This window comes from Microbacterium azadirachtae (genome assembly GCF_025583665.1).
Classification (GTDB): domain Bacteria; phylum Actinomycetota; class Actinomycetes; order Actinomycetales; family Microbacteriaceae; genus Microbacterium; species Microbacterium azadirachtae.
Map to the genome: position 1 here is coordinate 3,541,507 of NZ_CP099706.1, position 26,606 is coordinate 3,568,112.

Annotated in this window: 19 protein-coding genes and 1 pseudogene; 8 read left to right on the top strand and 12 right to left on the bottom strand. The window is 71.7% G+C overall.

Going from position 1 to position 26,606, the window contains the following annotated elements; genetic code table 11:
• Window positions 1–96: 96 nt before the first annotated feature.
• From NFX31_RS16720 to NFX31_RS16740, 5 genes and pseudogenes are all read right to left on the bottom strand, one after another.
• Entirely contained in the window at window positions 97–675 is a 579-nt protein-coding gene (locus NFX31_RS16720) for a DUF1349 domain-containing protein (protein WP_091477973.1), read from the bottom strand.
• Window positions 676–832: 157 nt separating this feature from the next.
• On the bottom strand, window positions 833–1,984 hold the full coding sequence (locus NFX31_RS16725; protein WP_091478122.1) for a cystathionine gamma-synthase: 1,152 nt from the start codon (window positions 1,982–1,984) through the stop codon (window positions 833–835).
• 231 nt (window positions 1,985–2,215) lie between these two features.
• Window positions 2,216–3,061, bottom strand: a pseudogene (locus NFX31_RS16730) (PLP-dependent cysteine synthase family protein); the annotation flags it as partial.
• Between the two features lie 182 nt (window positions 3,062–3,243).
• Entirely contained in the window at window positions 3,244–3,693 is a 450-nt protein-coding gene (sufU, locus tag NFX31_RS16735) for a Fe-S cluster assembly sulfur transfer protein SufU (protein WP_045250813.1), read from the bottom strand.
• Entirely contained in the window at window positions 3,690–4,994 is a 1,305-nt protein-coding gene (locus NFX31_RS16740; protein ID WP_262956314.1) for a SufS family cysteine desulfurase, read from the bottom strand. The genes sufU and NFX31_RS16740 overlap by 4 nt, the downstream gene beginning before the upstream one ends.
• A gap of 158 nt (window positions 4,995–5,152) precedes the next feature.
• Between NFX31_RS16740 and NFX31_RS16745 the strand changes: the two genes are divergently transcribed.
• From NFX31_RS16745 to NFX31_RS16775, 7 genes are all read left to right on the top strand, one after another.
• A complete protein-coding gene (locus tag NFX31_RS16745) occupies window positions 5,153–6,196 on the top strand; it encodes a hypothetical protein (RefSeq protein ID WP_262956315.1) in 1,044 nt (347 codons plus the stop codon).
• A 77-nt stretch (window positions 6,197–6,273) separates the two neighbouring features.
• Window positions 6,274–10,068 (top strand): hypothetical protein, encoded by a 3,795-nt coding sequence (locus NFX31_RS16750; protein WP_262956316.1) that lies wholly within the window; start codon window positions 6,274–6,276, stop codon window positions 10,066–10,068.
• A gap of 157 nt (window positions 10,069–10,225) precedes the next feature.
• Window positions 10,226–11,254 carry an iron-siderophore ABC transporter substrate-binding protein gene (locus NFX31_RS16755; RefSeq protein WP_262956317.1) on the top strand — a complete coding sequence of 343 codons (1,029 nt, stop codon included), beginning with the start codon at window positions 10,226–10,228 and terminating at the stop codon, window positions 11,252–11,254.
• Window positions 11,254–12,303, top strand: coding sequence for a FecCD family ABC transporter permease (locus tag NFX31_RS16760; protein ID WP_262956318.1), 1,050 nt, complete (start codon window positions 11,254–11,256; stop codon window positions 12,301–12,303). Before NFX31_RS16755 ends, NFX31_RS16760 begins: the two co-directional genes overlap by 1 nt.
• The gene (locus tag NFX31_RS16765; protein ID WP_262956319.1) at window positions 12,300–13,343 is read left to right on the top strand and encodes a FecCD family ABC transporter permease; all 1,044 of its coding nucleotides are present in this window, start codon (window positions 12,300–12,302) and stop codon (window positions 13,341–13,343) included. The genes NFX31_RS16760 and NFX31_RS16765 overlap by 4 nt, the downstream gene beginning before the upstream one ends.
• A complete protein-coding gene (locus tag NFX31_RS16770; protein WP_045249026.1) occupies window positions 13,340–14,131 on the top strand; it encodes an ABC transporter ATP-binding protein in 792 nt (263 codons plus the stop codon). Before NFX31_RS16765 ends, NFX31_RS16770 begins: the two co-directional genes overlap by 4 nt.
• A gap of 96 nt (window positions 14,132–14,227) precedes the next feature.
• Complete coding sequence (locus NFX31_RS16775; RefSeq protein WP_045249025.1) at window positions 14,228–14,572, top strand: CHY zinc finger protein; 345 nt, start codon at window positions 14,228–14,230, stop codon at window positions 14,570–14,572.
• 84 nt (window positions 14,573–14,656) lie between these two features.
• Here NFX31_RS16775 and NFX31_RS16780 read toward each other — a convergent pair whose 3' ends face one another.
• From NFX31_RS16780 to NFX31_RS16800, 5 genes are read right to left on the bottom strand one after another with little or no spacing between them, the layout of a single operon-like run.
• Window positions 14,657–15,568, bottom strand: coding sequence for a carbohydrate ABC transporter permease (locus NFX31_RS16780; RefSeq protein WP_082071926.1), 912 nt, complete (start codon window positions 15,566–15,568; stop codon window positions 14,657–14,659).
• Complete coding sequence (locus NFX31_RS16785) at window positions 15,558–16,532, bottom strand: carbohydrate ABC transporter permease (protein WP_082071924.1); 975 nt, start codon at window positions 16,530–16,532, stop codon at window positions 15,558–15,560. Before NFX31_RS16785 ends, NFX31_RS16780 begins: the two co-directional genes overlap by 11 nt.
• Before the next feature lie 2 nt (window positions 16,533–16,534).
• Window positions 16,535–17,815: an ABC transporter substrate-binding protein gene (locus NFX31_RS16790; protein WP_045249023.1), complete on the bottom strand. Its 1,281-nt coding sequence runs from the start codon at window positions 17,813–17,815 to the stop codon at window positions 16,535–16,537.
• Window positions 17,816–17,845: 30 nt separating this feature from the next.
• Window positions 17,846–19,456 (bottom strand): FAD-dependent oxidoreductase, encoded by a 1,611-nt coding sequence (locus tag NFX31_RS16795; RefSeq protein ID WP_045249022.1) that lies wholly within the window; start codon window positions 19,454–19,456, stop codon window positions 17,846–17,848.
• Window positions 19,453–20,502 (bottom strand): LacI family DNA-binding transcriptional regulator, encoded by a 1,050-nt coding sequence (locus NFX31_RS16800; RefSeq protein WP_045249021.1) that lies wholly within the window; start codon window positions 20,500–20,502, stop codon window positions 19,453–19,455. The genes NFX31_RS16795 and NFX31_RS16800 overlap by 4 nt, the downstream gene beginning before the upstream one ends.
• Before the next feature lie 161 nt (window positions 20,503–20,663).
• Between NFX31_RS16800 and NFX31_RS16805 the strand changes: the two genes are divergently transcribed.
• Entirely contained in the window at window positions 20,664–22,970 is a 2,307-nt protein-coding gene (locus NFX31_RS16805; protein ID WP_091478121.1) for a hypothetical protein, read from the top strand.
• A gap of 72 nt (window positions 22,971–23,042) precedes the next feature.
• Here NFX31_RS16805 and NFX31_RS16810 read toward each other — a convergent pair whose 3' ends face one another.
• Window positions 23,043–23,531, bottom strand: a complete 489-nt coding sequence (locus NFX31_RS16810; protein WP_091477963.1) for a hypothetical protein — start codon at window positions 23,529–23,531, stop codon at window positions 23,043–23,045.
• 58 nt (window positions 23,532–23,589) lie between these two features.
• Window positions 23,590–26,439 carry an FAD-binding and (Fe-S)-binding domain-containing protein gene (locus tag NFX31_RS16815; RefSeq protein WP_262956320.1) on the bottom strand — a complete coding sequence of 950 codons (2,850 nt, stop codon included), beginning with the start codon at window positions 26,437–26,439 and terminating at the stop codon, window positions 23,590–23,592.
• Between the last annotated feature and the right edge of the window lie 167 nt (window positions 26,440–26,606).

The following is a 26,606-nucleotide window of genomic DNA, read 5'->3' on the forward strand; positions in this document are numbered from 1 at the left end:
ATATACCCCCAGGGGGTATTCCCGCATCCGTCAAGATCCGGATCGGATGCCTCAGGATCCGGCGGACGGCGTCGCCCTGCAGAGTGAGGCCGTCGGTCAGTGCAGCGCGCCGTCGGCCTCGACCGCGCGCCACGCGTGCAGCCGCACCGCGAGCCCCGGCCGCGTCGGAGCGCACACGAACGGTCCCGCCTCCGCCGCGAGCTCGGCGGGGAAGGGCAGGACGCGCACGAGCTGCAGCGGGGCGCCGGCCAGACCCGCGCGCACCGTGAGGGCGTCGTCACCGCGGCTCACGCGCACCAGGACCCGCCGGTCGATCCACTCCGGCACCGGCGACAGCGACCAGTCCGACATGACGTCGGTGACGACGGCGCCCACCTGAGGCCGGCCGTCCGCGAACTCCACCCCCGCCTTGACCCAGCGCTCGGCGGACGCGCGCACGAACACGCCGGCCTGGTCGAACTGGGCGGAGAACGCCGCGGTGAACTCCACCTCCACGGCCGTGCCCACGGCGAACGGCGCGAGGAGCGCGTGCTCGTTGTCGTGCACGAACCCGTACGCCGTGACGCGCCAGGCATCGCTCCCCTCGACCGCCGTGACGACGAGATCCCCGCCGTCTTCGGCGAGCGCGGCGGGGGCGTGGGTCCAGCGTCCGTCCGACCAGGCGATGTCCGTCATATCGCCAGGCTACGGCCTCCCCGGAAGCGTCGCCCCGGCCCGGTCACGCTGCTCGCCCGTACACAGCGCAGGAGATCCGGCCTCCTCCGGCCCGATCGGGCCGAGACGGAGCCGGATCTCCTGCACTGTGTCTGACGAAGGGGCCGGAGCCGGGGAGTCAGGCGCGGAGAGCCTGCTCCAGGTCGGCGAGGAGATCGGCGATGTCCTCGAGGCCGACGGACAGCCGCACGACCTCCACCGGCACCGCGGCCTCGGTGCCGCGCACGGAGGCGTGCGTCATCGCGTCCGGGTAGTTCACGAGCGACTCCACGCCGCCGAGCGACTCGGCGAGCTGGAACACGCGGGTCGACTCGGCGAAGCGGCGGGCCGCCTCCCCGGACTCCAGGGCGACCGAGACGATGCCTCCGAAGCCGGACATCTGGCGGGCGGCGAGCTCGTGGCCGGGGTGCTCCGGAAGGCCGGGGTAGTAGACGTGGGCGACGCGCGGGTGGGTCACCAGGAACTCCGCCACCGCCTCGGCGTTGGCGTTGTGCTGGCGCATCCGCACCGGCAGCGTCTTGATGCCGCGCGTGGTCAGCCAGGCGTCGAACGGTCCGGACACCGCACCCACCGCGAACTGCAGGAAGCCGACCTTCTCGGCGAGCTCGGCGTCCTTCAGCACCACCGCGCCGCCGACGACGTCGGAGTGGCCGCCGAGGTACTTCGTGGTGGAGTGCACGACCACATCGGCCCCGAGGGAGAGCGGGCGCTGCAGAGCCGGGGTGGCGAACGTGTTGTCGACGACGACCACGGATCCGGCGGCGTGGCCGATCTCGGCGAGCGCGGCGATGTCGGAGATCCGCAGCAGCGGGTTCGAGGGCGTCTCGACCCACAGCACGCGCGGCGCCTTGGCGGCGACCGCGGCGCGCACGGCCTCGGTGTCGCTCATGTCGACGACCTGCACGGTGACGCCCCAGGTGCCGAGCACCCGGGAGATGAGCCGGAACGTCCCGCCGTACACGTCGTTGCCGAGCAGCACGTGGTCTCCGGGCTGCAGGATCGCCCGCAGCAGGGTGTCCTCGGCGGCGAGCCCGGATGCGAAGGAGTACGCGTGCGTTCCGCCCTCGAGCGCGGCGAGCTGCTGCTGCAGGGCGTCCCGCGTCGGGTTGCCGCTGCGTCCGTATTCGTAGCCCTGGCGGAGTCCGCCGATGCCGTCCTGCACGAAGGTGGTCGACAGGTGCAGCGGCGGGATCACCGCGCCCGTGTAGGGGTCGGCGGCCTGACCGGCGTGGATGGCGGCGGTGGCGGTCTTGTCGGTCTCGATGGTCATCTCGGATCCTCCTGCGTGGTTCGGTTCGTTCGTCTGGCGGGCGTCGGCGGCGGACGTGGCGCCGGCGGGCGGGTCGATGGGGGCGTGCGCGGTCTCGGCGGCCGTCACGGCGAACCCGTGTCCGGTCATCCAGTCGTCGTCGTAGAGCTTGTCGAGGTAGCCGCGGCCGTGGTCGGGCAGCAGCACGACCACGACGTCGTGCTCACCGAGCCCCTCCGCGATCCGCAGGGCCGCCACCACGGCCATGCCGCTGGATCCGCCGACGAGCAGGCCCTCCTCGCGCGCCAGCCGGCGGGTCATCGCGAACGACTCGGCGTCCGAGACGCGTTCGTAGCCGTCGACCACGGCTCCGTCGAACGTGTCCGGGAGGAAGTCCTCCCCCACGCCCTCGACGAGGTAGGAGTGCACCGGACCGCCGGAGTAGAGGGACCCCTCCGGATCCGCGCCGATCACGCGCACGCGTCCCTTGCTGACCTCCTTGAGATAGCGCCCGGTGCCGCTGATCGTGCCGCCCGTGCCGATGCCGGCGACGAAGTGGGTGACGCGTCCGTCCGTGTCGTCCCAGATCTCGGGCCCCGTCGAGCGGTAGTGGCCGAGCGGGCCGTTCTGGTTCGCGAACTGGTTGGGGTTGAAGGCGCCGGGGATCTCGCGGGCGAGGCGCGCGGCGACCGAATAGTACGATTCGGGGTGCTCGGGCGGCACGGAGGTGGGCGTGACGACCACTTCGGCGCCGAAGGCGCGCAGCGTCGCGACCTTCGGCCCGTCGAACTTGTCGGGCACGACGAACACCATGCGATAGCCGCGCTGGAGGGCGATCAGCGCGAGGCCGACGCCCGTGTTGCCGCTCGTCGCCTCGACGATCGTGCCGCCGGGGAGCAGCAGGCCGTCGCGCTCGGCGGCGTCGACGATCGACCGGGCGATGCGATCCTTCGCGGAACCGCCGGGGTTGAAGTACTCGAGCTTGGCGAGCACGGTCGCCCGGATCGCGGGACGATCGGCGGTCGCGCCGGTGACGGAGGTGAGACGGACGAGGGGCGTCGAGCCGACGAGATCGGCGACGTGGCTTGCGTAGCGCACGGGAAGGGGTCCTGAACGGTCGTCGCGCGAGAGGGCGCGGATCTGTCTGTGGTCGTCGAAGGTGCGCGGAACGCGCTCAGAGACAACAACGACAGGTCAGGGCCACGATGTCAACATACCCGATCGGTCGCCGGATCCGGAATCCGCCGGTCCCGCACCGGCTTCCGCAGCGCGAGGACGGCTCAGGCGCGCAGCAGCGCGTCCTCCAGGGCGACCCACGCGAGCATCGCGCACTTCACCCGCGCGACGTAGCGGCTCACGCCGGTCAGGGCGGCTGCGTCGCCGTACACGTCCTCGTCCAGCTCGACGGCGCCACGGGAGCGCAGCGCCTCACGGAAGCCGTCGATGAGCTCGCCGGCCTCGGCGCGGCTCCTGCCCACCATCAGCTCGGTGAGCATCGACGCCGACGCCTGTGAGATCGAGCAGCCGGATCCCTCCCAGCTCACCTCGGAGATGCGGTCGCCGTCGTCGGAGACCTGCGCCCGGAGCGTGATCTCGTCCCCGCAGATCGGGTTGCGCTGGTGCGACTCGGCCGCGTGCGGATCGTCCTCGGCGCCGAGCAGGCCCTTGCCGTGCGGGCGCTTGGAGTGATCCAGGATCAGCTCCTGATAGAGCTCCTCGAGACCGCTCATCTGCTCACGGCCTCCTGCTCGGGGGATCCGGAGACCCCGAAGAACGTCCGCACGCCGGAGACGGCGTCGAGCATCCGATCGACCTCGTCGGCCGTGTTGTAGAGCGCCGCCGACGCGCGCACGGAGGCCGTGACGCCGAGGCGGGCGTGGACCGGCTCGGCGCAGTGATGGCCCACGCGCACGGCGACGCCGCGCGCGTCCAGGAACTGGCCGACGTCGTGCGCGTGAACACCGTCGACGACGAACGACTGCAGCGCGACGCGTTCTGCCCCGTCCGCGGCGCCGAGCAGCCGCACGCCGTCGATCGCGCCGAGCCCCTCGCGCAGACGCCGCTCGAGTTCCTTCTCGTGCGCGTGCACCGCGTCCATCCCGAGACCGTCGAGGTAGCGCACGGCCGCGGCGAGCGCGATCGCCTGCGACACGGGCTGCGTGCCCGCCTCGAACCGCTGCGGAGGCGGCAGGAACTCGGTGCGCTCGAGCGTGACGCGCGTGATCATCGACCCGCCGGTGAGGAACGGGGGCAGTGCCGCGAGCACCTCGCGCCGGCCGTACAGGCCGCCGATGCCGTAGGGGCCCTGCATCTTGTGGCCGGAGAACACGGCGAGGTCGACTCCGAGCGCGGGAAGGTCGAGCGGCAGGTGCGGCGCGGACTGGCAGGCGTCGAGCACGGTGAGCGCTCCGACGGCCTGCGCGAGGGCCACGATCTCGGCGACCGGGTTGACGATGCCGAGCACGTTGGACACGTGCGTGAAGGCGACCACCCGCGTGCGGGATCCGATGATCTCCGCGGCGTGATCGAGGTCGAGGGTGCCGTCGTCGCGGATCCGGATCACGCGCAGGACGGCGCCGGTGCGGGCCGCCAGCTCCTGCCACGGCACGATGTTCGCGTGGTGCTCGGCCTCGGTCACGACGAGCTCGTCGCCCGGCTGCAGGGCGAAGCGGGCGCTCGCCGGCGCGCCGCGGCCGGCGGTGGCGTTGCCGATCGCGTACGCGACGAGGTTGAGTCCCTCGGTCGCCCCGTGCGTCCAGACCAGGTCGTCGGCCCGCGCCCCGACGAAGCCGGCGACCGCGGCTCGCGCGTCCTCGTAGAGCTCGGTCGCCTCGGCGGCGAGGGTGTGCGCGCCGCGGTGCACCGCCGCGTTCGAGCGCTCCAGGAAGTCGCGCTCGGCGTCCAGCACGACGCGCGGTTTCTGGCTCGTCGCCGCCGAGTCGAGGTACGCCAGCGGCGCCCCGTTCACGGACTCGGCGAGCAGGGGGAAATCGGCGCGGACGGCGGCCACATCGAGGTGGGGAGAACTCACGTATCAACGCTACGTCAGTGCCGGCCCCCTGGGATCCGTCTGGAGCTCTCGGTCTCGATCCGGTGACGCCGTGTGAAACAACCGATCGCGGCTCTGGACAGATCCCCTCCCGCAGGAATACCTTGTGCGGTACAGCGGTATATCCGGGGGGGTAAACCATGCAGGGTCGCACGTGGTCGCTACGGGGATTCGTCCCCGCTGCGATCGCGGGCGGACTCCTCGCCGTCGGCTGGGTCGCACTGTCGATCGCTTTCGGATCCGGCTCCGCGCAGGCTGCGGAGACCGCGCCGCCCCCGCCTCCGAGCCTCCTCGGCACGCTGCAGAGCACGGTCGGAGCCGTGCAGGACACCATCGCCGCCGCCCCCGTCACCGTGCAGAGCACCGTGACCGCCGTGCCGCAGACGGTCGCGGAGACGCTTCCTGAGCCGGTCCCGGCCGTGGCGCCCGAGCCGGCGCCCGTCGCCGACACGGCGCCCGCGGATGTCGCGGCGCCCCGCACTTCGGTGGTGGCGCCGGTCGTCGAGGCGACGGTCCCGCTCCTGCGCAGCGTCGACCAGACGGCCGAAGCCGCGGTCGGCACCGTGACCGGCACTGTGGGCGCCGTCGCCCCGGCGCTGACCCCGGTGCTCTCGCCTGTCGACGCGGTGCTGCACCGCGTGCCGGCGACGCTCGACACGGTGACCTCCGCCCTCCCTGCACTGGCGGTGTCGCTCGACGACACCGTGGGCACCGTCGGCGGCACCGTGCGCGACGCGACCGGGCTCATCCCGGTCGTGATCACCGTTCCATCCGGCCCCGTGATCCCTTCGCTCCCCGGCGGCGGGCCGAGCTCCGGTCCATCCACGCCGCCCGGCGCTCAGGCGCTCGTGGCCGCGGCGGGGATGGTGGTCTCTGCCACCGAGGCGACGACGCGTGTCGCGGCCGCTCCCGACGAGGTCTCGGAGACGGCGCAGCAGTCCGCCTCCTCCGGATCGACGTCGCCGCTGAGCCCGGCGCACCACCCCGGCGGATCTCCGGCCTCCGAGCTGCGCATCCCCGGAACTGGATCCGCAGCCGGCGGCGGCGCGGTCGACGTGCGACTGCTCGGCACGGTCTCTTCGCTTTCGGCAGGCGACCGCCTGCTGACCGTCCGCACCGGATCCGCAGGCGACGACCGCCTGCCGGCATCTCCGGTCGCGGACCACGACTCCTCTCCCGACTGATCGGGGCATGGCCGTCCTCGAGGACGGCACGTGTCATCGCGCATTCGCGCACGCCCCAGATCAGAAGGAAAGAGAACATGAATCGCATCGTCAAGCGTGCTCTCTGGGGCACGCTCATCGCGGGCGGGATCACTCTCGCCGGCGCGACGGCGGCGAATGCCGCAGAGACGCCACCCAATGGCGCCGACTGCGGCTGCAACGTCGTCAACAGCACTCTCACGGCAGTCACGAACCTCGTCGCCGGTGCCTGCGATCCGTCGCAGGGCGGCGGAGGGACCGGCGGCCTTCCCGCCGTCACGCAGGACGTCTCGAACCTCGTCGGCGACACGCTCGGCACGGTCACGGGAACGGTTCCGTCCGGAGGCGGCACGGATCCCGGCCTGCCCCCGGTGCCGGCCGTCCCCGACGTCACGAGCTCCGTCGTCCAGGCCGCCACGTCGGCGACCGACGGGGCCGTGGACACCGTCAGCGACGTCACCGACGCAGCCACGACCGGAGTGACGAACACGGTCGACGACGTCACGAATGCGGCCGCGAGCGGCGCTGCGGACACCGTCGGCTCGGTCGTCACGGCAGCGGGGAACGGTGTCGACGGAACCGTCGACGGCGTCACCCACGCCGCGGCATCCGGTCTCGGCGACACCCTCGGCGGTCTCACCGCGCACCTGCCCTCCGTCCCGGGCGTGCCCTCCGTTCCGGGTCTCCCGGGCAACGGCGGAACGCCGGGTCTCCCCGGGCTTCCGGGTCTCCCCAGCCTGCCCGGTCTTCCGGATCTCCCGGGGCTTCCGGGTGGTTCGCTGCCCGGCGTTCCGGGCCTTCCCGGGAGCGGCGGAGCTCCGGGCGTGATCACGGTCCCCATCCCGGGGGTCGGTTCGGTCCACGCCGGCACCACGCCGAACGGGCTCAACGTCGGCAAGAACCTGAACGTCCTCGGAGTCAAGGACGTCTGGGACCTCACCGCGGGCCCGCACGGACTGAGCACCACCGACCGCATCGGCACCGACGCCACGAACGTCTACGTCGACGCGGCCCTGCCCACCACCGGCACCACGCCGGGACACGCCTCCGTCACGCTGCCGGTCCTCGGCAACCTGACCGGCGGCCTCCCCACCGTCCCGGGACTTCCCGGCGGCGGATCCCTGCCCGGGCTTCCCGGCACCGGCGGCACTCCCGGAGGTAATGGAGGAGGAACCATTCCGGGGCTGCCGACCATCCCGGGCCTGCCCGACCTCGGCGGAGTCGTGAGCGGCGTGACCGGATCCCTTCCGGCGCTGCCCTCGGTTCCGGGCCTGCCCTCGGTTCCGGGCTTCCCGGGTACCGGCGGGACGCCGGGTGTGATCACGGTCCCCCTCCCGGGTGTCGGTTCGGTCCACGCCGGCACCACGCCTGATGGTCTGAATGTCGGCAAGAACCTGAACGTCCTCGGAGTCAAGGACGTCTGGGACCTGACCGCCGGCCCCAAGGGCGTCTCCACCACCGACCGCATCGGCACCGACAGCACCAACGTCTACGTCGACGCGGCCCTGCCCACCACGGGAACCACCGCACCGCACGCCTCGGTCACGCTGCCGAACCTCGGCAACCTGACCGGCGGCCTCCCCACCGTTCCGGGTCTCCCGGGTAACGGCGGAACCCCGGGCCTCCCGGGGCTTCCCGGCCTGCCGAACCTCGGCGGAGTCCTCGGCGGTCTGACCGGATCCCTTCCGGGCCTCCCCACCGTTCCCGGCCTCCCGGGCACGGGTGGCACCCCGGGCACGGGGGTCATCACCGTTCCCCTCCCGGGCGTCGGTTCGGTCCACGCCGGCACCACGCCTGACGGCCTGAATGTCGGCAAGAACCTGAACGTCCTCGGAGTCAAGGACGTCTGGGACCTGACCGCCGGCCCCAAGGGCGTCTCCACCACCGACCGCATCGGCACCGACAGCACCAACGTCTACGTCGACGCGGCCCTGCCCACCACCGGCACCACGCCGGGACACGCCTCCGTCACGCTGCCGAACCTCGGCAACCTGACCGGCGGCCTCCCCACCGTTCCGGGTCTCCCGGGTAACGGCGGAACCCCGGGCCTCCCGGGGCTTCCCGGCCTGCCGAACCTCGGCGGAGTCCTCGGCGGCGTGACCGGATCCCTTCCGAGCCTCCCCACCGTTCCCGGCCTGCCGGGCAACGGCGGAACCCCGGGCCTCCCGGGGCTTCCCGGCCTGCCGAACCTCGGCGGAGTCCTCGGCGGCGTGACCGGATCCCTTCCGGGCCTGCCCACCGTTCCCGGCCTCCCGGGCACGGGTGGCACCCCGGGCACGGGTGTCATCACGGTCCCCCTCCCAGGGGTCGGTTCGGTCCACGCCGGCACCACGCCTGACGGCCTGAATGTCGGCAAGAACCTGAACGTCCTCGGAGTCAAGGACGTCTGGGACCTGACCGCCGGCCCCAAGGGTGTCTCCACCACCGACCGCATCGGCACCGACGCTACGAACGTCTACGTCGACACGGCCGTGCCCACCACCGGCACCACCGCACCGCACGCCTCGGTCACGCTGCCGGTCTTCGGCAACCTGACCGGCGGCCTCCCCACGGTCCCGGGTCTGCCCGGCAACGGCGGAACCCCGGGTCTCCCGGGCCTGCCGAACCTCGGCGGAGTCCTGGGCGGTCTGACCGGATCCCTTCCGGGCCTGCCCTCCGTCCCTGGCCTCCCGGGCACGGGCGGCACCCCGGGCCTTCCCGGCCTGCCGAACCTCGGCGGAGTCCTCGGCAGCCTGCCCGGATCCCTTCCGGGCCTGCCCACCGTCCCCGGCCTCCCGGGCACGGGCGGCACCCCGGGCCTCCCGGGGCTTCCGGGCCTGCCGAACCTCGGCGGAGTCCTCGGAAGCCTGACCGGATCCCTCCCAGGTCTGCCCTCCGTCCCGGGCCTGCCCGGCAACGGCGGAACCCCCGGGCTTCCGGGCCTGCCGAACCTCGACGGCGTCCTCGGCGGCCTGACCGGGTCCCTCCCGGGACTGCCTTCCGTCCCCGGTCTGCCGGGTAACGGCGGCACCCCGGGCCTTCCGGGCCTGCCGAACCTCGGCGGAGTCCTCGGCAGCCTGCCGGGCCCCCCCGGCCTGCCGAACCTCGGCACGGTCCTGGGCGGTCTGACCGGATCCCTGCCCGGCCTCCCCACCGTTCCCGGCCTGCCCGGCAACGGCGGAACCCCAGGCGTCCCGGGGCTTCCGGGAGCGCCGAACCTCGGCGGCCTGACGGGTGCACTCACGGGGATCCTCCCCGGTGAGCCGCACGCGGGCACGGGCCTGCCGAACCTCGGCAGCATCCTCAGCGGGATCACCGGCAGCCTCCCCGGGCTGCCCTCCGTCCCCGGTCTGCCTTCGGTTCCGGGCCTCCCCGGCACCGGGGGCACCCCGGGCAACGGCGGCCCCCTCGGCGGCCTGCCGTCTCTGCCCATCGGTGACCTCGGCGGCATCGTCGGCGGCGTCACCGGATCCGTCCCGACGGTGCTCAACGGCGTCGTCGGAGGGGTCACGGGCTCGCTGCCCGGCGTGATCGGCGGGGTCACCGGATCCCTGCCCGGCGTGATCGGCGGGATCATCGGGTCCCTCCCCGGCCTGCCCACGGTGCCCGGAACCCCGGGAACCCCGGGAACTCCGGGTACCCCGGGCACGCCCGGCACGGGCGTCGGAGGAACCGTTCCCGGCGTCGCCAACGGCGGGGTCCAGGTCGTGTCCTCGGTGGCCCATGGGCTGGCCAACGGGGCGCGCATCCTGCACGCCGCGACCACGAGGAACGGCTCTCTCGCGCAGACCGGGTTCTACGACCCGTTCCTGCTCTTCGCCGGCCTGATCCTGCTCGCCGCAGGCGCCGTGACGAAGGCGATCGAGCGTCGCTGATCCCTCACAGCGGAGGGTCGTCCGTCCGGGCGGCCCTCCGCTTCGGCGTGCCTGCTCACCCCCTCGCACCGCAACGGCGACCATCGCCTCTTCGGGAAGATTCCGGAGCGTAGGTTAGGCTTACCTACATACCCGTCGTTCCGATCTGAGGAGATCCATGCCTGCCCTCCGCCTGCGCCGCAGCGCAGCCGTCGTCGCCCTTCTCACCGCCGGCGCCCTCGCCCTGAGCGCGTGCTCCACCGGAAACGCCCCCGCAGCAGACAGCGGCGCATCCGGCGGCACGTTCCCGGCGACCGTCACGCACGTCTACGGCAAGACCGTCATCGAGTCGGCCCCCAAGAACGTCGCCACGATCGGCTGGGGCAGCTTCGACGCCGCGATCGCACTGGGCACGGTCCCCGTCACGATCCCGAAGGCGACCTTCGGCGACCCCGACGGCGACGGCTACCTGGAGTGGACGAAGGACGCGATCACCGCCGACAAGGCGAAGCTGCCGCCGCTGCACGACGAGACCGACGGGATCCCCTACGAGAAGATCGCGGACACGTCACCGGATCTGATCCTCGGCACGAACTCCGGCCTCACGAAGCAGGAGTACGACACGCTCACCAAGATCGCCCCCACCGTCGCCTACCCGGGCGCGCCGTGGGGCACCTCGTGGCGCGAGTCGACGACGATGATCGGCGCCGCACTCGGCAAGGCGACCGAGGCCAAGACGCTCATCGCCGACACCGAGAAGGCGATGTCGGACGAGATGGCGAAGTACCCTGCCGCGAAGGGCAAGACCGGCATGGTGATGTGGGTCGACGCGAAGGATCTCGGCAAGGTGCAGTACTACGTGCCCAGCGACACCCGCGTGCAGTACCTGAACGACCTCGGATTCGCGACGCCGGCCTCGATCACCGAGCTGGCGAAGAACGAGAAGGGCTTCGTCGGCACCATCTCGGCCGAGCAGGCCGACAAGCTCGACGCCGACGTCGCCGTGATCTACGTGCAGGGCGGTGACCTGTCCACCCTGCAGAACGACCCGCTGCTGAGCCGCATCCCGGCCATGAAGAAGGGCGCCGTCGCGCTCATGAACGATGAAGCCCTGCTGATGGCGGTGTCGGCACCGACCGTGCTCTCCATCCCGTGGGCCCTGCCGACCTACGCCAAGATGCTCGGCGAGGCCGCAGCCAAGGCCTGATGACCCTCGCCCCCGCCCCGACGACGTCCGCGCCGCGGTCGGGCACGCGCACCCGCGCGCGCCTGGCCCCGGCGTGGGCGATCGTCGCGTGCGCGGCGGCGGCGGCCGCGGCAGCGGCGCTCTCGCTCGCCCTCGGCGCGCGGATCGTGCCGGTCGACGCCGTGTGGAACGCGTTCTTCCAGCCGGACGGATCCACCGACCAGGCGGCAGTGCTCTCCCGGGTGCCGACCACGCTCACGGGACTGCTCGTCGGTGCGGCGCTGGGCATGGGCGGTGCGCTCATGCAGGGCATGGCCCGCAACCCCCTGGCCGACCCCGGTCTGCTCGGCGTGAACGCCGGAGCATCGCTGTTCGTCGTGCTCGGGATGACACTGCTCGGCTGGCAGGCGCCGCTCGCGATCGTGTGGTGCGCGCTGGCCGGAGCCGCCGTGGCGGTCGTCATCGGCTACGGCGCCGCGGCGGCGAGTCCGGGTGGTGCCACGCCGGTCACCCTGGCCCTCGCCGGCGCCGCGGTCACGGCGATCGCGACGGCGGTGATCACCGGGATCCTCATCGTCGACGAGTCGACGCTGGAGAGCTTCCGCTTCTGGCAGGTCGGATCCCTCACCGCCGCCTCGTTCTCCTCGCTCGCGCAACTGGGCGGATTCCTCGCCCTCGGAGCCGTGCTGGCCGTCGCGTGCGCCGGGCGTCTGAACGCCCTCGCGCTCGGCGACGACGTCGCGCGCGGTCTCGGCGTGCGCGTCGGCGCTGCACGGATCACCGCGGTCGTCGCGGTGGTGCTGCTGTGCGGTGCCGCCACCGCGCTCGCCGGCCCGATCGCGTTCGTCGGGCTCGCGGTGCCGCACGCCGTGCGCTTCCTCGTCGGAGCCGACTACCGCTGGATCGTGCCGCTCTCCGCGGCGGGAGGGGCGACGTTCCTGCTCGTCTGCGACGTGATCGGACGCCTCCTCGCGCGCCCCGGAGTGCTCGAGGTGGGCATCGTCACCGGCCTCATCGGCGCTCCGATCTTCATCGTGCTGCTGCGACGGCGCAAGGCGGTGGGTCTGTGACCGCCGCCGGCACCGCACGCCTCCGCTCGGCCGACGCCCTGCGCGTCGCCCGCCGACACGGCCGCAGACGCGACGCCGTGCTGGTGACGGCGCTCGCCGTCGCCGCGGTCGTGCTGTTCGCGGCCGGACTTGTGTTCGGGGCGAAGACCCTGGCGCTGTCCGACGTGCTGCGTGCACTCGCCGGGCAGACCGTGCCGGGCGTGAGCTTCGCCGTGGTCGAGCTGCGCCTGCCCCGCGCGGTCGGCGCGCTGCTGGCCGGAGCGGCGTTCGGCCTCGGCGGCATGCTGTTCCAAACCCTGCTGCGCAACGTGCTCGCGAGCCCCGACGTGATCGGCATCAGCACCGGATCCAGCGCCGCGGCGGTCACGGCGATCTCGTTCTTCGGCGCCTCGGGACTCGTCGTCTCCGGCGCCGCGATCGCCGGCGGCCTGCTCACCGCGCTGCTGATCTGGGCGCTCGCCTATCGTCGCGGCCTGTCGGGCCTGCGGTTCGTGCTGGTCGGCATCGCCGTCGCGGCCGCCCTGCAGGCCGTCATCGGCTACGTCCTGACCCGCGCCGACATCAAGGCCGCCGAGCAGGCGACCGTCTGGATGGCCGGATCGCTCAGCCGCAGCCTGTGGGACCAGCTCGGCCCCACCGCCCCCGCGCTCGTCGCACTGCTCGCGATCGCACTGCTCGGAGCACGCACCCTGCCCGTGCTCCGCCTCGGCGACGACTCGGCGACCGCCCTGGGCGCGCGACCCGCGCGGAGCCGGATCCTGCTGATCCTGTGCGCCGTGCTGCTCATCGCGGTCGCGACCTCGCTGACCGGCCCGATCTCATTCGTCGCGTTCCTCGCCGGTCCGATCGCGCTGCGGCTGGTGAAGCGCGATTCGGCGCTCGCGCCGGCCTCCGCGCTGATCGGCGCGATCATCGTGCTCGCCGCCGACCTGATCGGCCAGCACCTGTTCCCCCTCACGCTGCCGGTCGGCGTGATCACCGGCGCGATCGGCGCGCCGTTCCTGCTGTGGCTCCTGATGAGAGGACGCACGCGCGCATGACGCACACCCTGGAAGCACGGAACCTGACCGTCGGGTACGACGCGGATCCCGTCATCGACGGCCTCGACCTGGCCCTGCCCACGTCGGGCATCACGATGATCGTCGGCGGCAACGGCTGCGGCAAGTCGACGCTGCTGCGCACCCTCGCCCGGCTCCTGAAGCCGCGGACCGGATCCGTGCTGCTGGACGGATCCGCGATCGCACAGCGGCCCACCAAGGAGGTCGCCCGCATCGTGGGCCTGCTTCCGCAGGCTCCGGTCGCCCCCGACGGGATCAGCGTCGCCGACCTCGTCGACCGCGGTCGCACCCCGCACCGCGGATGGCTCGGCGGGCGCGATCGGCGGGACGACGAGGTGGTCGCCGACGCCCTGCACGTCACCGGCATGGCCGAGTTCGCCGAGCGCACGATCGACGAGCTCTCCGGCGGTCAGCGGCAGCGCGCGTGGGTCGCGATGGCGCTCGCTCAGGAGCCCGACATCCTGCTGCTGGACGAGCCGACGACCTACCTCGACCTCGCGCACCAGGTGGAGCTGCTGCAGCTGCTGGTGCGGCTCTCGCGGGAACGAGGCACCCAGGTGGTCGTGGTCATGCACGAGCTGAACCTGGCGACGCGCTACGCCGATCACCTCATCGCGATGCGCGACGGCCGCGTGGTGGCCGAGGGCGCACCCGGCGATGTCGTCACCGTCGAGCTGCTTCGCGACGTTTTCGATCTGGAGGCGGTCGTCGTGCCGGATCCGATCGCCGGCACCCCGATGATCGTCCCCGTGGACGTGCACCGGGCCTGACGCCGGGCGGCCCGGGGGCTGGTCGGTTCCCGCGGGCGGGGGACGTCGTCCGGGCCGCGCCGCACCCGGCGCACCGGTCTGCCTAGGATCGACACCATGCGCACGCACCACGTCGACGTCAAGGGGCGCCCGGTCGACGGGCAGACCCGCTGCGTGCACTATCGGACCGAGCTCGACGTCGTGGCGATCCGGTTCTCCTGCTGCGGGGAGTACTACCCGTGCCACCTCTGTCATGCCGAGACCGCCGACCATCCGGCGCGGCCGTGGCCGCTGGCGGAGCAGCGCGGGGCGAAAGCCGTGCTGTGCGGGGTGTGCGGCCACGAGCTCGAGATCCGGGAGTATCTCGGGGTCACGGCCTGCCCGCGCTGCGCCGCCGGCTTCAACCCGCGCTGCGCTCTGCACGCCGACCTGTACTTCGAGGTCGCGCGCGACGGATCCTGACGCCTGCTCACCGGCCGCGGGATGTGACCCGATGCACGACGGACACAACGCAGGAGAATCGGCTACCCCTGGCCCTTCAGCCCTTCAGCCCTTCAGCCCGGAATGGGCCAGCCCCTCGACGAACTGCCGCTGCGCGATCAGGAACACCACGAGCACCGGCACGACGGTCATGGTCGCCGCCGCGAGCTGGGTGTTCCACATCTCGCCGCCGTACGCGTCGGTGTAGCGGGTAAGCGCCTGGGGCAGGGTGAACAGGTCCGGCGAGGTCAGGTAGACGGTCGGCTCGAGGTAGAGGTTCCACGAGGCGAGGAACGTGAGGATCGCGACGGCGGACAGGGCGGGCTTCGCCAACGGCAGGCAGATCCGCCACCAGATCGCCAGCCGGCCGAGCCCATCGAGCCGTGCCGCCTCCTCCAGTTCGACCGGCAGCGCGATGAAGAACTGCCGCATGATGAAGGTCGCCAGCACGCACGGCGCGGCGAGCGCGGTCACGAGGATCAGCGGCCAGTGCGTGTTGATCAGCCCCACGCCCTTGAACATCTGGAAGAGGGGGACGATCGTCACCTCGCCCGGCACGAGCAGCCCCACGAGCACGACCAGGAAGAGCACGTTCTGCCCGGGGAAGCGCAGCCTCGCGAACGCGTAGCCGGCCAGGCTCGACACCAGCAGCACGATGAGGGTCACCACCACGGCGATGTAGACGCTGTTCGCATACTGACGGGCGAAGGGCTGGAAGCCGAAGGCCTGCACGTAGGCGTCCCAGGTCGGCGACGCGGTGAAGATCGAAGGCGGCGAGGCGAAGATCTGGTCGAGCGGCTTGAACGAGGAGGCGATCATCCAGATCGTCGGCACGATGAACGGCACCGCCATCACGGCGAGCGCGACGTAGAGCACGATCCGTCGGGCGACGGCGCCCCGGGGCCGTCGAACGCCCGTGGGAGGGGCCGTCGGCACCGGGATTCGCGAACCAGAGGCGAGGAGCGTGTCAGCGCTCATAGAAGACCCACTTCCTTCGGAGCTGCCACTGCAGCACGGTGAGCAGCATCACGAAGGTGAGCAGCATCAGCGCGAGGGTCGAGCCGTATCCGATGTTGTTGAATGTGAACGCCTGCTGGAAGACGTAGTAGACGAGCACCGTCGTCGAGAGAGCGGGGCCGCCCTCGGTCAGCACCGCGATCTGCGCGAACGCCTGCAGGGCGCCGACGATCGTGATGATGCTCGTGAGCAGCAGCGTCGGCGAGATGAGCGGCAGCGTGATGCGCGTGAAGATCGTGCGGCTTCCGGCGCCGTCGATGCGCGCCGCCTCGTAGAGCTCGCTCGGAACCCCCTGCAGCGCGGAGAGGAACAGGACCATGTTCACGCCGACACTGCGGATGACCTGCGTGACGATCACGGCCCCCATCGCCGTCGGGCCCTCCTGCAGCCAGTTGGGTCCATGGATCCCGAACTGGGCGAGCACGGCGTTGATCCCGCCGTTGTCCTGGAGCAGGAATCCCCAGACGAGGGTCCAGGCGACCACCGAGATGACCACCGGGGAGAAGAACAGCGTGCGGAAGAACGTGACGCCGCGGAACCGGCGGTTGAGCATCACCGCAAGGCCCAGCCCGAGCGCGATGTTGAGCACCACCACCCCGAGCGAGAAGACCGCGGTGGCGCCCAGCACGCTCGGGAGCTGCGGATCGGCGGCGAGCGCCGCGTAGTTCGCCCCTCCGACGAAGCTGAGCCGGCCGGTGAAGATGTTCCACTTGTTCAGGCTGTAGACGATCGCGAGACCCACGGGGACGAGCACGAACAGCACCACGCCGATCACCTGGGGCGCGATGAAGAGGTATCCCGCGGCGGCGTCCCGGCGCCGCATGGTCCAGAACCGCCGGGCGCGCCGGCGCACCGGATCCTCGTCGCCGGGAGCCCGGGAGGCGGTGGTGACCGCCTCCCGGGGCAGGGTGGAGCCGGCAGTCATCGTCACTTCGCCAGGAGCGGGGAGATCGCCGAGCAGACGGATCCCAGCACCTTCTCGACGTCCGCGTCGGGCTTCCACATCGCGTCGAGGGCGGTCTTGCCCTTCTGCGCGATCTCGGCCGGGCTGGTGTGGTTCGGCAGGGTGACGGCGCCGGGGATCTGATCCACGACCACGCTCTGAAGCTGCTCAGCGGTGAGCTTCGTGTTGTTCGCGGCGAGCTTCTCGCCGGTCAGCAGCGACTTGCGCGCCGAGGGGAAGAACTGCGACAGCTTAGCGCTGTTCTCCGGGCCGGTCAGATAGGCGAGGAAGGAGCTCGCCTCCTGGGGGTGCGCGCTCGTGCGGAGGACGCCCATGCCGGCCTGCCCGATCACCGAGTACGTGCCGGCGGGCCCTGCAGGGAGAGGCACGACGTCGTATCCGAAACTGCCGGTGAGCAGGGAGGCGCGCGAGACCTGCGCGACGGTGAACGCGGAGTCGCCCGCGAAGAAGTCGGCCTTGGTACCGGGGCCGGGCATCGCGGAGTGCTTATAGACGGCGTCGTGCAGGAAGGTGAACGCACCGACCATCTTGTCGTCATCGAAGGTGCACTTCGTGCCGTCTGCGTTCCAGGCGCTCGCGCCCCACCCTGTCCACACCGTGGCGAGGGTGTTCCAGGCGGAGAAGTCGAAGTCCCGGATCACGAATCCGGCCTTCCCCGTCGCAGCGTTGACCGCCGCCCCGATCGTCGACACCTGGTCCCACGTCAGACCCTCGGCGGGCAGGGATTGTCCGGCGGCGGCGAGGAGGTCCTTGTTCACGTAGAGCGCGTAGGGCGAGTTGGAGAAAGGATAGGCGTACAGCTGACCGTCTCGGCTGAACTCCGCGGTCGCGCTGGGCAGCAGGTCGTCGTACCGCCAGCCTTTCGTGTCCTTGAGCACCGGGGTGAGCGGGAGCAGCGCGTCGGAGGCGATGAGGTCCTTCGACAGATCGCCCATCCACGCGAGATCCGGAGCGTTCCCTCCGGCGATCTGCGTGGTCAGAGTCGTGTTGTAGTCGGCGAACGGAAGGCTCTCGAAGGTGATGGACTTGATCTCGGGGTGCGTCGCCTTGTAGCTGTCGGCGATCGATGCGAACAGGGCGAGCTGGGCCTCGTTCGAGGTCCACACGGTCATCCTGAGCGCCACGCTGTTCGGAGCGGCGGTGGTGGGGGCGGCAGTGCCGGGGGTGGCGCTGCATCCGGCGAGCGCGACGATCGCGGCCGTTGCGAGGGCAGCAGCGCCGGCCAGCTTCTTTGCTGTGTTCATGGGGGGCTTTCTTGTTGGGAGGGTGACTCGCTAGTAGCCGAGGATCTCCGGCCAGTGGAGCTCGATGCCCGACTCGACGAGCCGGCTCTGGAACCGCTGTCGCAGTCCGGGATCCGAGAGCACGTGTCTCGGAAGCGTGGATTCGTCGATGCAGAAGCTCGCGAGCTCGCCCGCGGACTCCCCGATGTTCCATTCGACGGGGTGGAGCCGGTAGGCCCCGTTGGTGATGTGGGTGGTGCCGATGTTCTTCGCCGCAGGGATGAGGTTGCGGGTGCGCACCGGCACGAGCGCACCGAGGGGGATCTCGAACGGCGCGCACTCGACGTCGATGTAGTTGTCGCCGCCCGTCGAGGGGTGCAGATCGATCCGGTACATCCCGATGCCGACCGAGTCGGGGAACGTCGCCGGTCCGGCGTGACCGCGGGACGCGACGGAGATGTCCTGCTCGACCACTGTGGTGACCGCCCGGATGCGGCGGGACTCACGGATGTAGGGTGCCTGCGCGAACCCGTCCTGTGTGCCGGTCTGATCGCCTCGCGGGCGCAGCCCGGGCCAGCCCTGACCGCCGTCGGGGCGCGGTGCCTCGGTCTGCAGCCAGTACAGGTAGGAGCGGGAGAGCTCCTTCGCAGCCGCGCGGTGCACCTCCGCATCGGGATCGTCGAAGACGGATCCGTCGAGGTAGTCCAGCATCGGCCAGTTCGCCACGACGATGTCGCTCTCGTACGCACCGGGCTGGAAGTTCTGGCGGGCGATGATCCGGCGGAACTCCCAGAGGTCGAGGTCGCCCGGATCCTCCCGGGGATCCCCCTGCTCCGCACGCTCGGCCCCGTAGGGCGGGTTGACGTGGAGCGTGCGCGACTCGGGCTCGAGCGTGCGCGGCTGCGGCGCCGTGAACGAGAGCAGCCGGTCGCCCCAGAACGCCGGGGCGTAGTCGCGCCAGTAGTCGTAGCCCTCCGGCCGCTCGATCGTGAAGTCGGCGCCTTCGACGTGGTCGAAGACGAAGCACCACGAGATCGCCTGCAGATTGCCGGGATCCGCCTGCTCGGGCGCGCTCGGCTCCCCCGTCTCGGTGCGCGCCTCCGCGCCGGCGACGTACTCCGTCCCGGTCAACGGGAGGAGCTCGCCCGTCTCCGTGGCGTCGAGCACGAACGGTGCGGAGACGCGCACCGCGGTGCCGTCGTGGACATGGCGGAGGGTCACGGATGAGACGACGTCCTCGGCCACCGCGGCCGCCGCCGGCACGTAGGGCTGCAGAACGGTGAGCCGCCCGCTGGAGAGGTGAGGAGCGAGCTGCTGTTCGATGACGGCGACGGCGACTCTCGGCTCATGGCAGAGCCTGCTCACGCGTCCGAGCCCGGGGTTGAGCCTCAGGTCGCGCCGTGCGGCCTCGGTGAGCGGGTAGAACGCGCGGTAGTGGTCGCGAATGCCCTCGCGCAGCGCGCGGTACCGGGCGGTGACGCCGAACTGCTCGACCCAGATGTGCTCGTCGGGGGGAACCGCCTGAGACGTGAGCTGGCCGCCCAGCCAGATGTGCTCCTCGGAGAGGATCACGCGCTTGCCCCGGCCGAGCGCCGCCAGAGCGGCGGCGACGCCGCCGAGCCCGCCTCCGATGATCGCGACGTCGGCGTGGAGCTCCCTCATGCGTCGGCCCGACGCGCCACCAGCGTCTCGCCGGGTTCGAGGGATCCCTGCAGAAGACGCTGCCGATCGATCGTGTCCGCCCGCTCGGGGTCGGCGGCGATCAGCTCCCTCAGCAGGCCCAGCGCCTCGAAGGCGATGCGCTGACGGGGGGTGTGGAATCCGGAGAGGCGAAGCCCCTTGACGGTGTGACTCTGCACCTCGCCGAGCGCGGCGATCGAGACCTCGATCGGCAGCGCGACGCCCTGCCGATCGAGGGCGAGCGCCAGGTCTTCCGCGGCGAAGGCGTCTTCGGCGACCACGAGCGTGGCACCGCTCTCGACGATCGTCCGGGCGGTCGCCGCCGGATCCCCGCCGACGTCGGGCAGCGAGCGGAAGGACAGCGGACCGCGCGCGCCTGCCGCCTCGATCTCGGCGAGCCGGTCGCGGGACGACGGAGTGTCCCGATCGCCGTGCACGTACACCGCGGACGTGTGACCCAGCTCGACTGCCCGGGCGATCAGGTCACGGGTCAGAGCACGGTAGTCGATCCCGACGTAGGGCACGCCCTCGGCCTCGTCGCGTCGTCCGACGGCGACGAACGGGAAGCCCTCGCTGACCAGACGGGCGAGCTCCTCCCCGTCCATGTGCTGGCCGAGCAGGATGCAGCCGTCGGCGAGGCGCAGCCGCGTGTTCCGGTGGAACAGGCGGCGCGATCCGTTCTCGACCGGCGAGCTCGTGAAGAACAGGAGGTCGCAGTCGTACTGCTCGGCGGCGCGCTCGATCCCGTTGAGCAGCGGTCCGTAGAAGTCCATGCTCTCGGCGGTCAGTGCGGACTCATAGGTGAAGACGCCGAGGATCTTGTTGTCGAGCCCCGCGAGCCTGCGCGCGGCGGGATCGGCCACGTACGTCGTCTGCTCGATTGCGCGACGCACGCGCTCCCTCGTCGCTTCGGGGATGCGCACGTTCGTGCCGTCCCGGTCGTTGAGCACGAGAGACACCGTCGTCTGGCTGACCCCGGCGATCCGTGCGATCTCCTTCTGGGTCGGCTTGCCCGTCTTCCCCGACATGTGCGTCCTCCGCGTCTGATAATGCCTATCACCAAGGCGATGCCCCGACGGTAATACGTATCTTCACAAAGCGCAAGTCTTCTTGACTTCGGCGCATGGGGTGGATCAAACTTGGCCTCGTTCGCGCGCTAATGCGCATTATCACGATCAAGGGAGATCCGATGACGAAACCGACCGACGCCGGCGCGGGCTTCACACGCCGAGGATTCCTCGGCGCCACCTTCGCCGCGGGAGCGCTGCTCGTCGCCGCACAGAGCCCGGTCCGCGCGCACGCGGCCGCGGGCGACCTGACCCTCACCGCCGACGGGATCAGCCTCGTCGCCAGCCCCGGCGGCCGCGTCGCGATCAAGGACGGCTCCGGCACCATCCGCCTCCAGGGCTCCAAGTTCCAGACCAAGGACACCGCGACGGGGATCCAGGTGTCGACGGGAGGAACGCCCACGCTCGTGACGCTCGCCGACGGCAGCCCCGCCATCCGGATGGACTACGTGATGCCCGCCGCGGCCGGGCCGATCGCGGTGCACGGCCTCTTCTCGATCGGCGCCCGTCATGTGCGCCTCGAGTGGCATGCCTCGGGTTCCAGCACCTTCACCCCGGAGGGCTTCCTGTTCAGCCGCGCGATCCTCTCGGCGACCGAGCCGGACGGCTATGTCGCCCTCACCGAGTGGAAGAGGGACACCGCCGGCGGGATCCCCTTCGAGGACGCGGTCGGCGTCGCGCACACCTCTGCCTGGGGCGCCCTGCACGGGCTGCTGATCCTCGACCGCTCCCGTCAGGCCTGGACGAACTCCACCTGGGTGCACGCTCCCGGGACAGTGCAGCCCGACGGCAGCGTCGTGAGCCGCGCGGACTTCTTCTTCAGCGACAAGCGGCCCTCGGCGGTCGCCTCGATCGGCACGGCGCAGGATCTCGGCATCGAGGTCTGGACGGACCGACCCTTCGGGCTGTGGACGACGGCTGGGCAGCAACTCACGATCTCCGCCCAGGTCGCCAACGGCGCGACGACCGATCGCGCCGTCGACCTGGTCTGGTGGGCGCGCGACTTCAACGGGACCCTGCTGGCGAGCCAGACCGTCGCCGTGGTCGTCCCGGCCGCCGGAACCCTCGACCACGCCTTCACCCTGACCGCACCGGGATCCGGTTTCGTCGTCACTGAGATCGCGGCGGTCTCCGGCGCCCTCGAGGCGTTCGCCCGCACGAACCTCGCGGCGATCCCGCCCCGGGATCACGCCGCGGCGTCGGACAGCATGTTCGGCATGGCCAACTACCCGTGGCTCCAGGTGCCGTCGGCCACCGCGCTGCTCGATCTCTGGCAGGGCATCGGCGTCGACCGGGTGCGGATCTCGTACGACGGAGGTCCCGGGCTGCCGCCCTCCGCCTTCGACGCGCGCGGCATGTCGCACAACATCGAGCTGCAGCCCTCGCTGACCGCCACCGCCGCCGAGGCGACGGCCTGGGCAGCCGCCAACACGGCCACCGCCGTCGCGGCCGGGGCCGAGTACTTCGAAGTCGGCAACGAGCTGAACCGGCCCTTCAACACCGGCACCGCTGCACAGGCGTACATCGACAAGGCGCTTCGTCCCGTGCGCGACCGCGTGGTCGCCACCGGAGCGTCCCTGAAGCTGCTGAACAACGGGCTCGCCGGAATGGACGAGCCCTGGGTGCAGAACTTCCACGCCGGCGGCGGCTGGGATCTCATCGACGGCATCGCGTTCCATCCCGGCCGCGGCAACTTCACTCCCGACTACGATCCGCAAGGCCCCGTGGACGCCGGCGCGAACGGCACCTACTGGAACTTCCTCGGGGGCCTCCGACGGCTCAAGGCCCTCATCGCGCAATACGGGCCGAAGGAGATCTGGATGACCGAGGCCTACGCCTGCACCAAGCCCAACGCGTGGTGGTACGACACCTACCGGCACGCGGCGGAGAACGTGTTCCTGAGTCTCGCGCTCGCGAAGGCCGAGGGCGTCCGCTGCGTGTGCTGGTACCAGTTCCACGACAGCGTCCTCGGCAACCCCCAGGTCGCGAACCCGAACGACGCCGAGTACCACTACGGCCTGGTGAACCGCGACACCAGTGCGAAGCCGTCGCTGCTCGCCTACGCGAACGCGGCGCACCTGCTCGATCGCGCGACGTTCGTGCGCTGGCTCACCTTCGCGGACACGCAGAACAAGGGCCTCCTCTTCGACACCCCCGACGGCGAGGTCGCCGTGCTGTGGAACCGCGCCGACGGCTACATCCTGAACGCCGACCACGACCCTGCGAGCAGCACGTTCCCCGCGCCTGAGCTGTGGCTGGATCCCTGGCCGACCAAGACCGCGCTGACGATCCCGGCGAACGGTGCGGGCGTCACCCAGATCGACTGCATCGGACAGGAGACGTCCCTCGGCGTCGCCGCGGGAACGGTGACCCTCACCCTCGACGGCGCCCCCCGCATCTACCGAGGCCTCGACTGCAGCGGACTGTGACCCCGTCACGAGGCCGCCGTATCCCTCGGCCGCCGAGCCCGCCGACCAGGGGACCTCAGTCGACGGAGCGGGTCATGCCCCGCCGGCGGATCGCGGCAGCGTCCGGCGCACGGATCGCATACCTGCGAGCACGACCAGCCCGAGCAGCGCGGCCGCGCTCACCAGGGCCAGCACGAGGCCGCCCGGCGCGCGATCCCCACCCGAGACGTTGTAGCCGTCGGCGAGCGACATGCCGATGCCGAACGAGCTCGCCCAGTACGCCGGCAGCCCCATGATCAGCATCCCGAGGTAGGCGATGACGACTCCGGCGCCGCGAATCGCACCGGTGATCACGAAGACGAGCAGCAGGACCGAGAGCGCGATCCCGATCCCGGCGGCGACCAGCGGGAAGGCGGGATTCAGCTCTTCACCCGCCGATGCGAGGTGGGCGTGGACGCCCGCGAGGGACTGCCCCTGCGCCACCGCCATGGGATTCCAGACGAGGATCTGCAGCCCCAGGACCACCGCGTAGGCGCAACCGAGAACGGTCCCGACGATCGCGGTCCAGATCGATCCGCTCATGGCGCGAGTATCGCATGGCGGGCTGGAGCAGTGCCGGATCCGGATCCCCGCGGGATCCTCAGGGGCGGGTGAGCTCCTCGAGCACCTCGACCACGTGGCGGTACCGCTTGCCGGTGGCGCGGCTCATGCCCAGCTCGCAGGTGCGGTTCGCCGAGACGAACGCGTCGAAGCCGCCGCGCTCCTCGTCCGCCGCCGCGATCTCGGCCGCCTCCACCGCCGTGGCGCTCGCGGTCAGCTCGGGGTGCAGCATGCCGCGATCGCCGGCGAAGGCGCAGCATCCCCAGCCGTCCGGCACGTACACCTCGTCGGCGACCGCGTCGGCGAGCGCACGCAGCGCCCCGGTGGCGCCGAGCTGCGTGGTCGAGCAGGTCGGATGCACCGCGATGGATCCGATCCGCTCCCGCACCTCGAGCCGCGGCAGCGCCTCCCGGGCGAGGAACGTCGTCGCGTCCTCGATCCGCAGCGCGCCGTACTCCGGGTGCTCCGCCGCCGCCTTCGCGAGCATGACGTGCAATCCCTCGGTGCACGAAGCCGCGTCGCAGACGATCGGCAGCGCACCCTCCCGGCTGGCCCGCCACAGGGCCGGCAGCACACGCTCGGTCATCGTGGCGTATCCGTCGAGCTGGCCCTTCGACTTCCAGGGGGTGCCGCAGCACAGCGCCCCGGCGTCCGGCGGCACGCTGTAGGCGATCCCCGCCCGCTCCAGCAGCAGACGCACCGCCTCCCGGGAGCCCTCCCCGTGCACGCCGTCGGGATCCTGCTCCGCGCCGAACATCGTGCCGATGCAGGATCCGAACAGCACCGCCTGCGCGTCGGCCGGATCCGCCGCGGCGAGCGCACGCGTGCCGCCGTCCGGCAGCCCTCCGTCGTAGAGCGGCACCGTGTCGGCGCCGAGCACGGCGCGGCCGGCGCGGGTGACGGCGGTGACGAGCGGCGCCGGGAGCGCCTTGGCCACGTTCAGCGCGAGTCCGCCGCCGCGGGTGACCGCACCCCACCCCTTGGCAGCCGCGTTCCACACGCCCTCCTCGAACCGGCCCGCCTCCTCGGCGCGCAGCCGGCGCACGAGATCGCCGGTGTTGATGTCGACGGGGCAGGCCGTGCCGCACATGCCGTCCACGGCGCAGGTCTGCACCGCGTCGTAGTCGTAGTCGCGGGCGATCTCGGCCGCGGTTCCGGTGTCGCCGCGGTGCAGCGCCGCCGTCATGTCGCGCCGCAGCACGATGCGCTGACGCGGCGTGAGCGTGACGTCCTTGCTGGGGCAGGTCGGCTCGCAGTACCCGCATTCGACGCAGCGGTCGACCTCGCTCTCGACGGTCGGCACGAGCTTCAGGTCGGCGAGGTACGAGGTCTCATCGTCCGACAGCACGACGCCGGGGTTGAGGATCCCGTCCGGGTCGATGAGCCCCTTGACCTCCCACATCATGTTCGTGAGCACATCACCGTACTGCCGCCGCACGAACGGCGCCATGATCCGCCCGGTGCCGTGCTCGGCCTTGAGCGTGCCTCCGTGGCCGAGCACGAGCTCCACCAGGTCCTCGGTGAACGCCTCGTAGCGGCGCAGCGAAGCCGGGTCGTCGAAGCGCTCGTTGACGAGGAAGTGCACGTTGCCGTCCTTGGCGTGCCCGAAGATCACGCACCCCTCGTAGCGGTGCTTCTCGAACAGCGCGGTGAGCCCCTCGCACACCCCGAGCAGCTGCTCGACGGGCACCGCGATGTCCTCGAGCAGAGCGGTGGTGCCGCTCGGGCGCGCACCGGCGACCGCCGTGTAGAGGCCCTTGCGCACCGTCCACAGGGCGCTGCGCTCCGCCGCGTCCTCGGTCATGCGCGCGGGCGACGTGAGCGGCAGGGTGGCGACGTGGGCGAGCGCCGCCGCCACCTCCGCGGCGAGCGCGGCGGGTTCGGCGGCGTGCACTTCGACGAGGAGGGCGGCGTGCCCGCCCACGTCGATGTCGGCGATCACGTCGGGGACGGTGCCGAGCGTCTGCGCCACCCTCAGCGACGCCGCGTCGAGCAGCTCGATCGTGGCGAGGCCGAGCCCGGTCAGCCCGGGAAGCGCGGCCATCGCGTCGGACAGCGTGTCGAAGACGAGCAGTCCCGTGGAGATCTCGGGCTGGATCGGGACGGTGCGGAACCGCGCCTCGGCCACGAAGGCGAGAGTGCCCTCGGATCCGATCACGAGATGCTCCAGGATCCGCACGGGCTCGTCGAAGTCGAGCAGGGAGTTCAGCCCGTAGCCCATCGTGTTCTTCAGGGAGAACTGCCGTGCGACCTCGGCGCTCAGCGCGGGGTCGGCGCGCAGGCGATCGCGCAGCTGCTCCAGGCCCCGGGCGATCTCGGGCTCCTGCGTGCGCAGCTGCGCGTCCGCATCCGGTGCGCCGGTGTCGAGGACCGTGCCGCGGGGCAGCACCAGCAGCATCGACTCGATCGTGCGGTACGAGTTCTCCACGATGCCGCACGCCATGCCGCTGGAGTTGTCGGCCACCACGCCGCCGATCGTGCAGGCGATCTCACTGGCCGGATCCGGTCCGAGCTTGCGTCCGAACCGGGCGAGCCGCGTGTTCACCTGTCGCACGGTGGCTCCGGGCTGCGCCGCGACCGAGGTGCCGTCCGCGCTGACGCGGATGCCGCGGAACGCCGACCGCGTGTCGACCATGACGTCGCCGGTCACCCCCTGCCCGCTGAGGCTCGTGCCGCCGGAGCGGAACGTCAGCGAGCGCCCTGCGGCGCGGACCGCGGCGAAGACACGGCTCACCGCGTCCGCGTCCTGCGGGATGAGCACGGCATCCGGCACGAGCAGGTAGTGCGACGCGTCGTGCGCCCGGGCGAAGCGATCGATCGTGCGCGACGCCACGCGCACACCCGGTCCGAGGACGGCCGCGTCCAGCGGCGAGGTCACGGTGGCGGGCATGCGGCTCCCTTCGGCGGTGCGGGCACTCTCCAGTCTGGCCCCCATCTCCGCGTTTCCCTCCCCTGACCGTCTTTCCCTCCCCTGAGATGCGCCTCTGCGGGGAGGGAAAGGCGCTGCGGGGAGGGAAACGCGGCGGAGGGCGGGCGGGATCCGGTGTCGGGGGGATC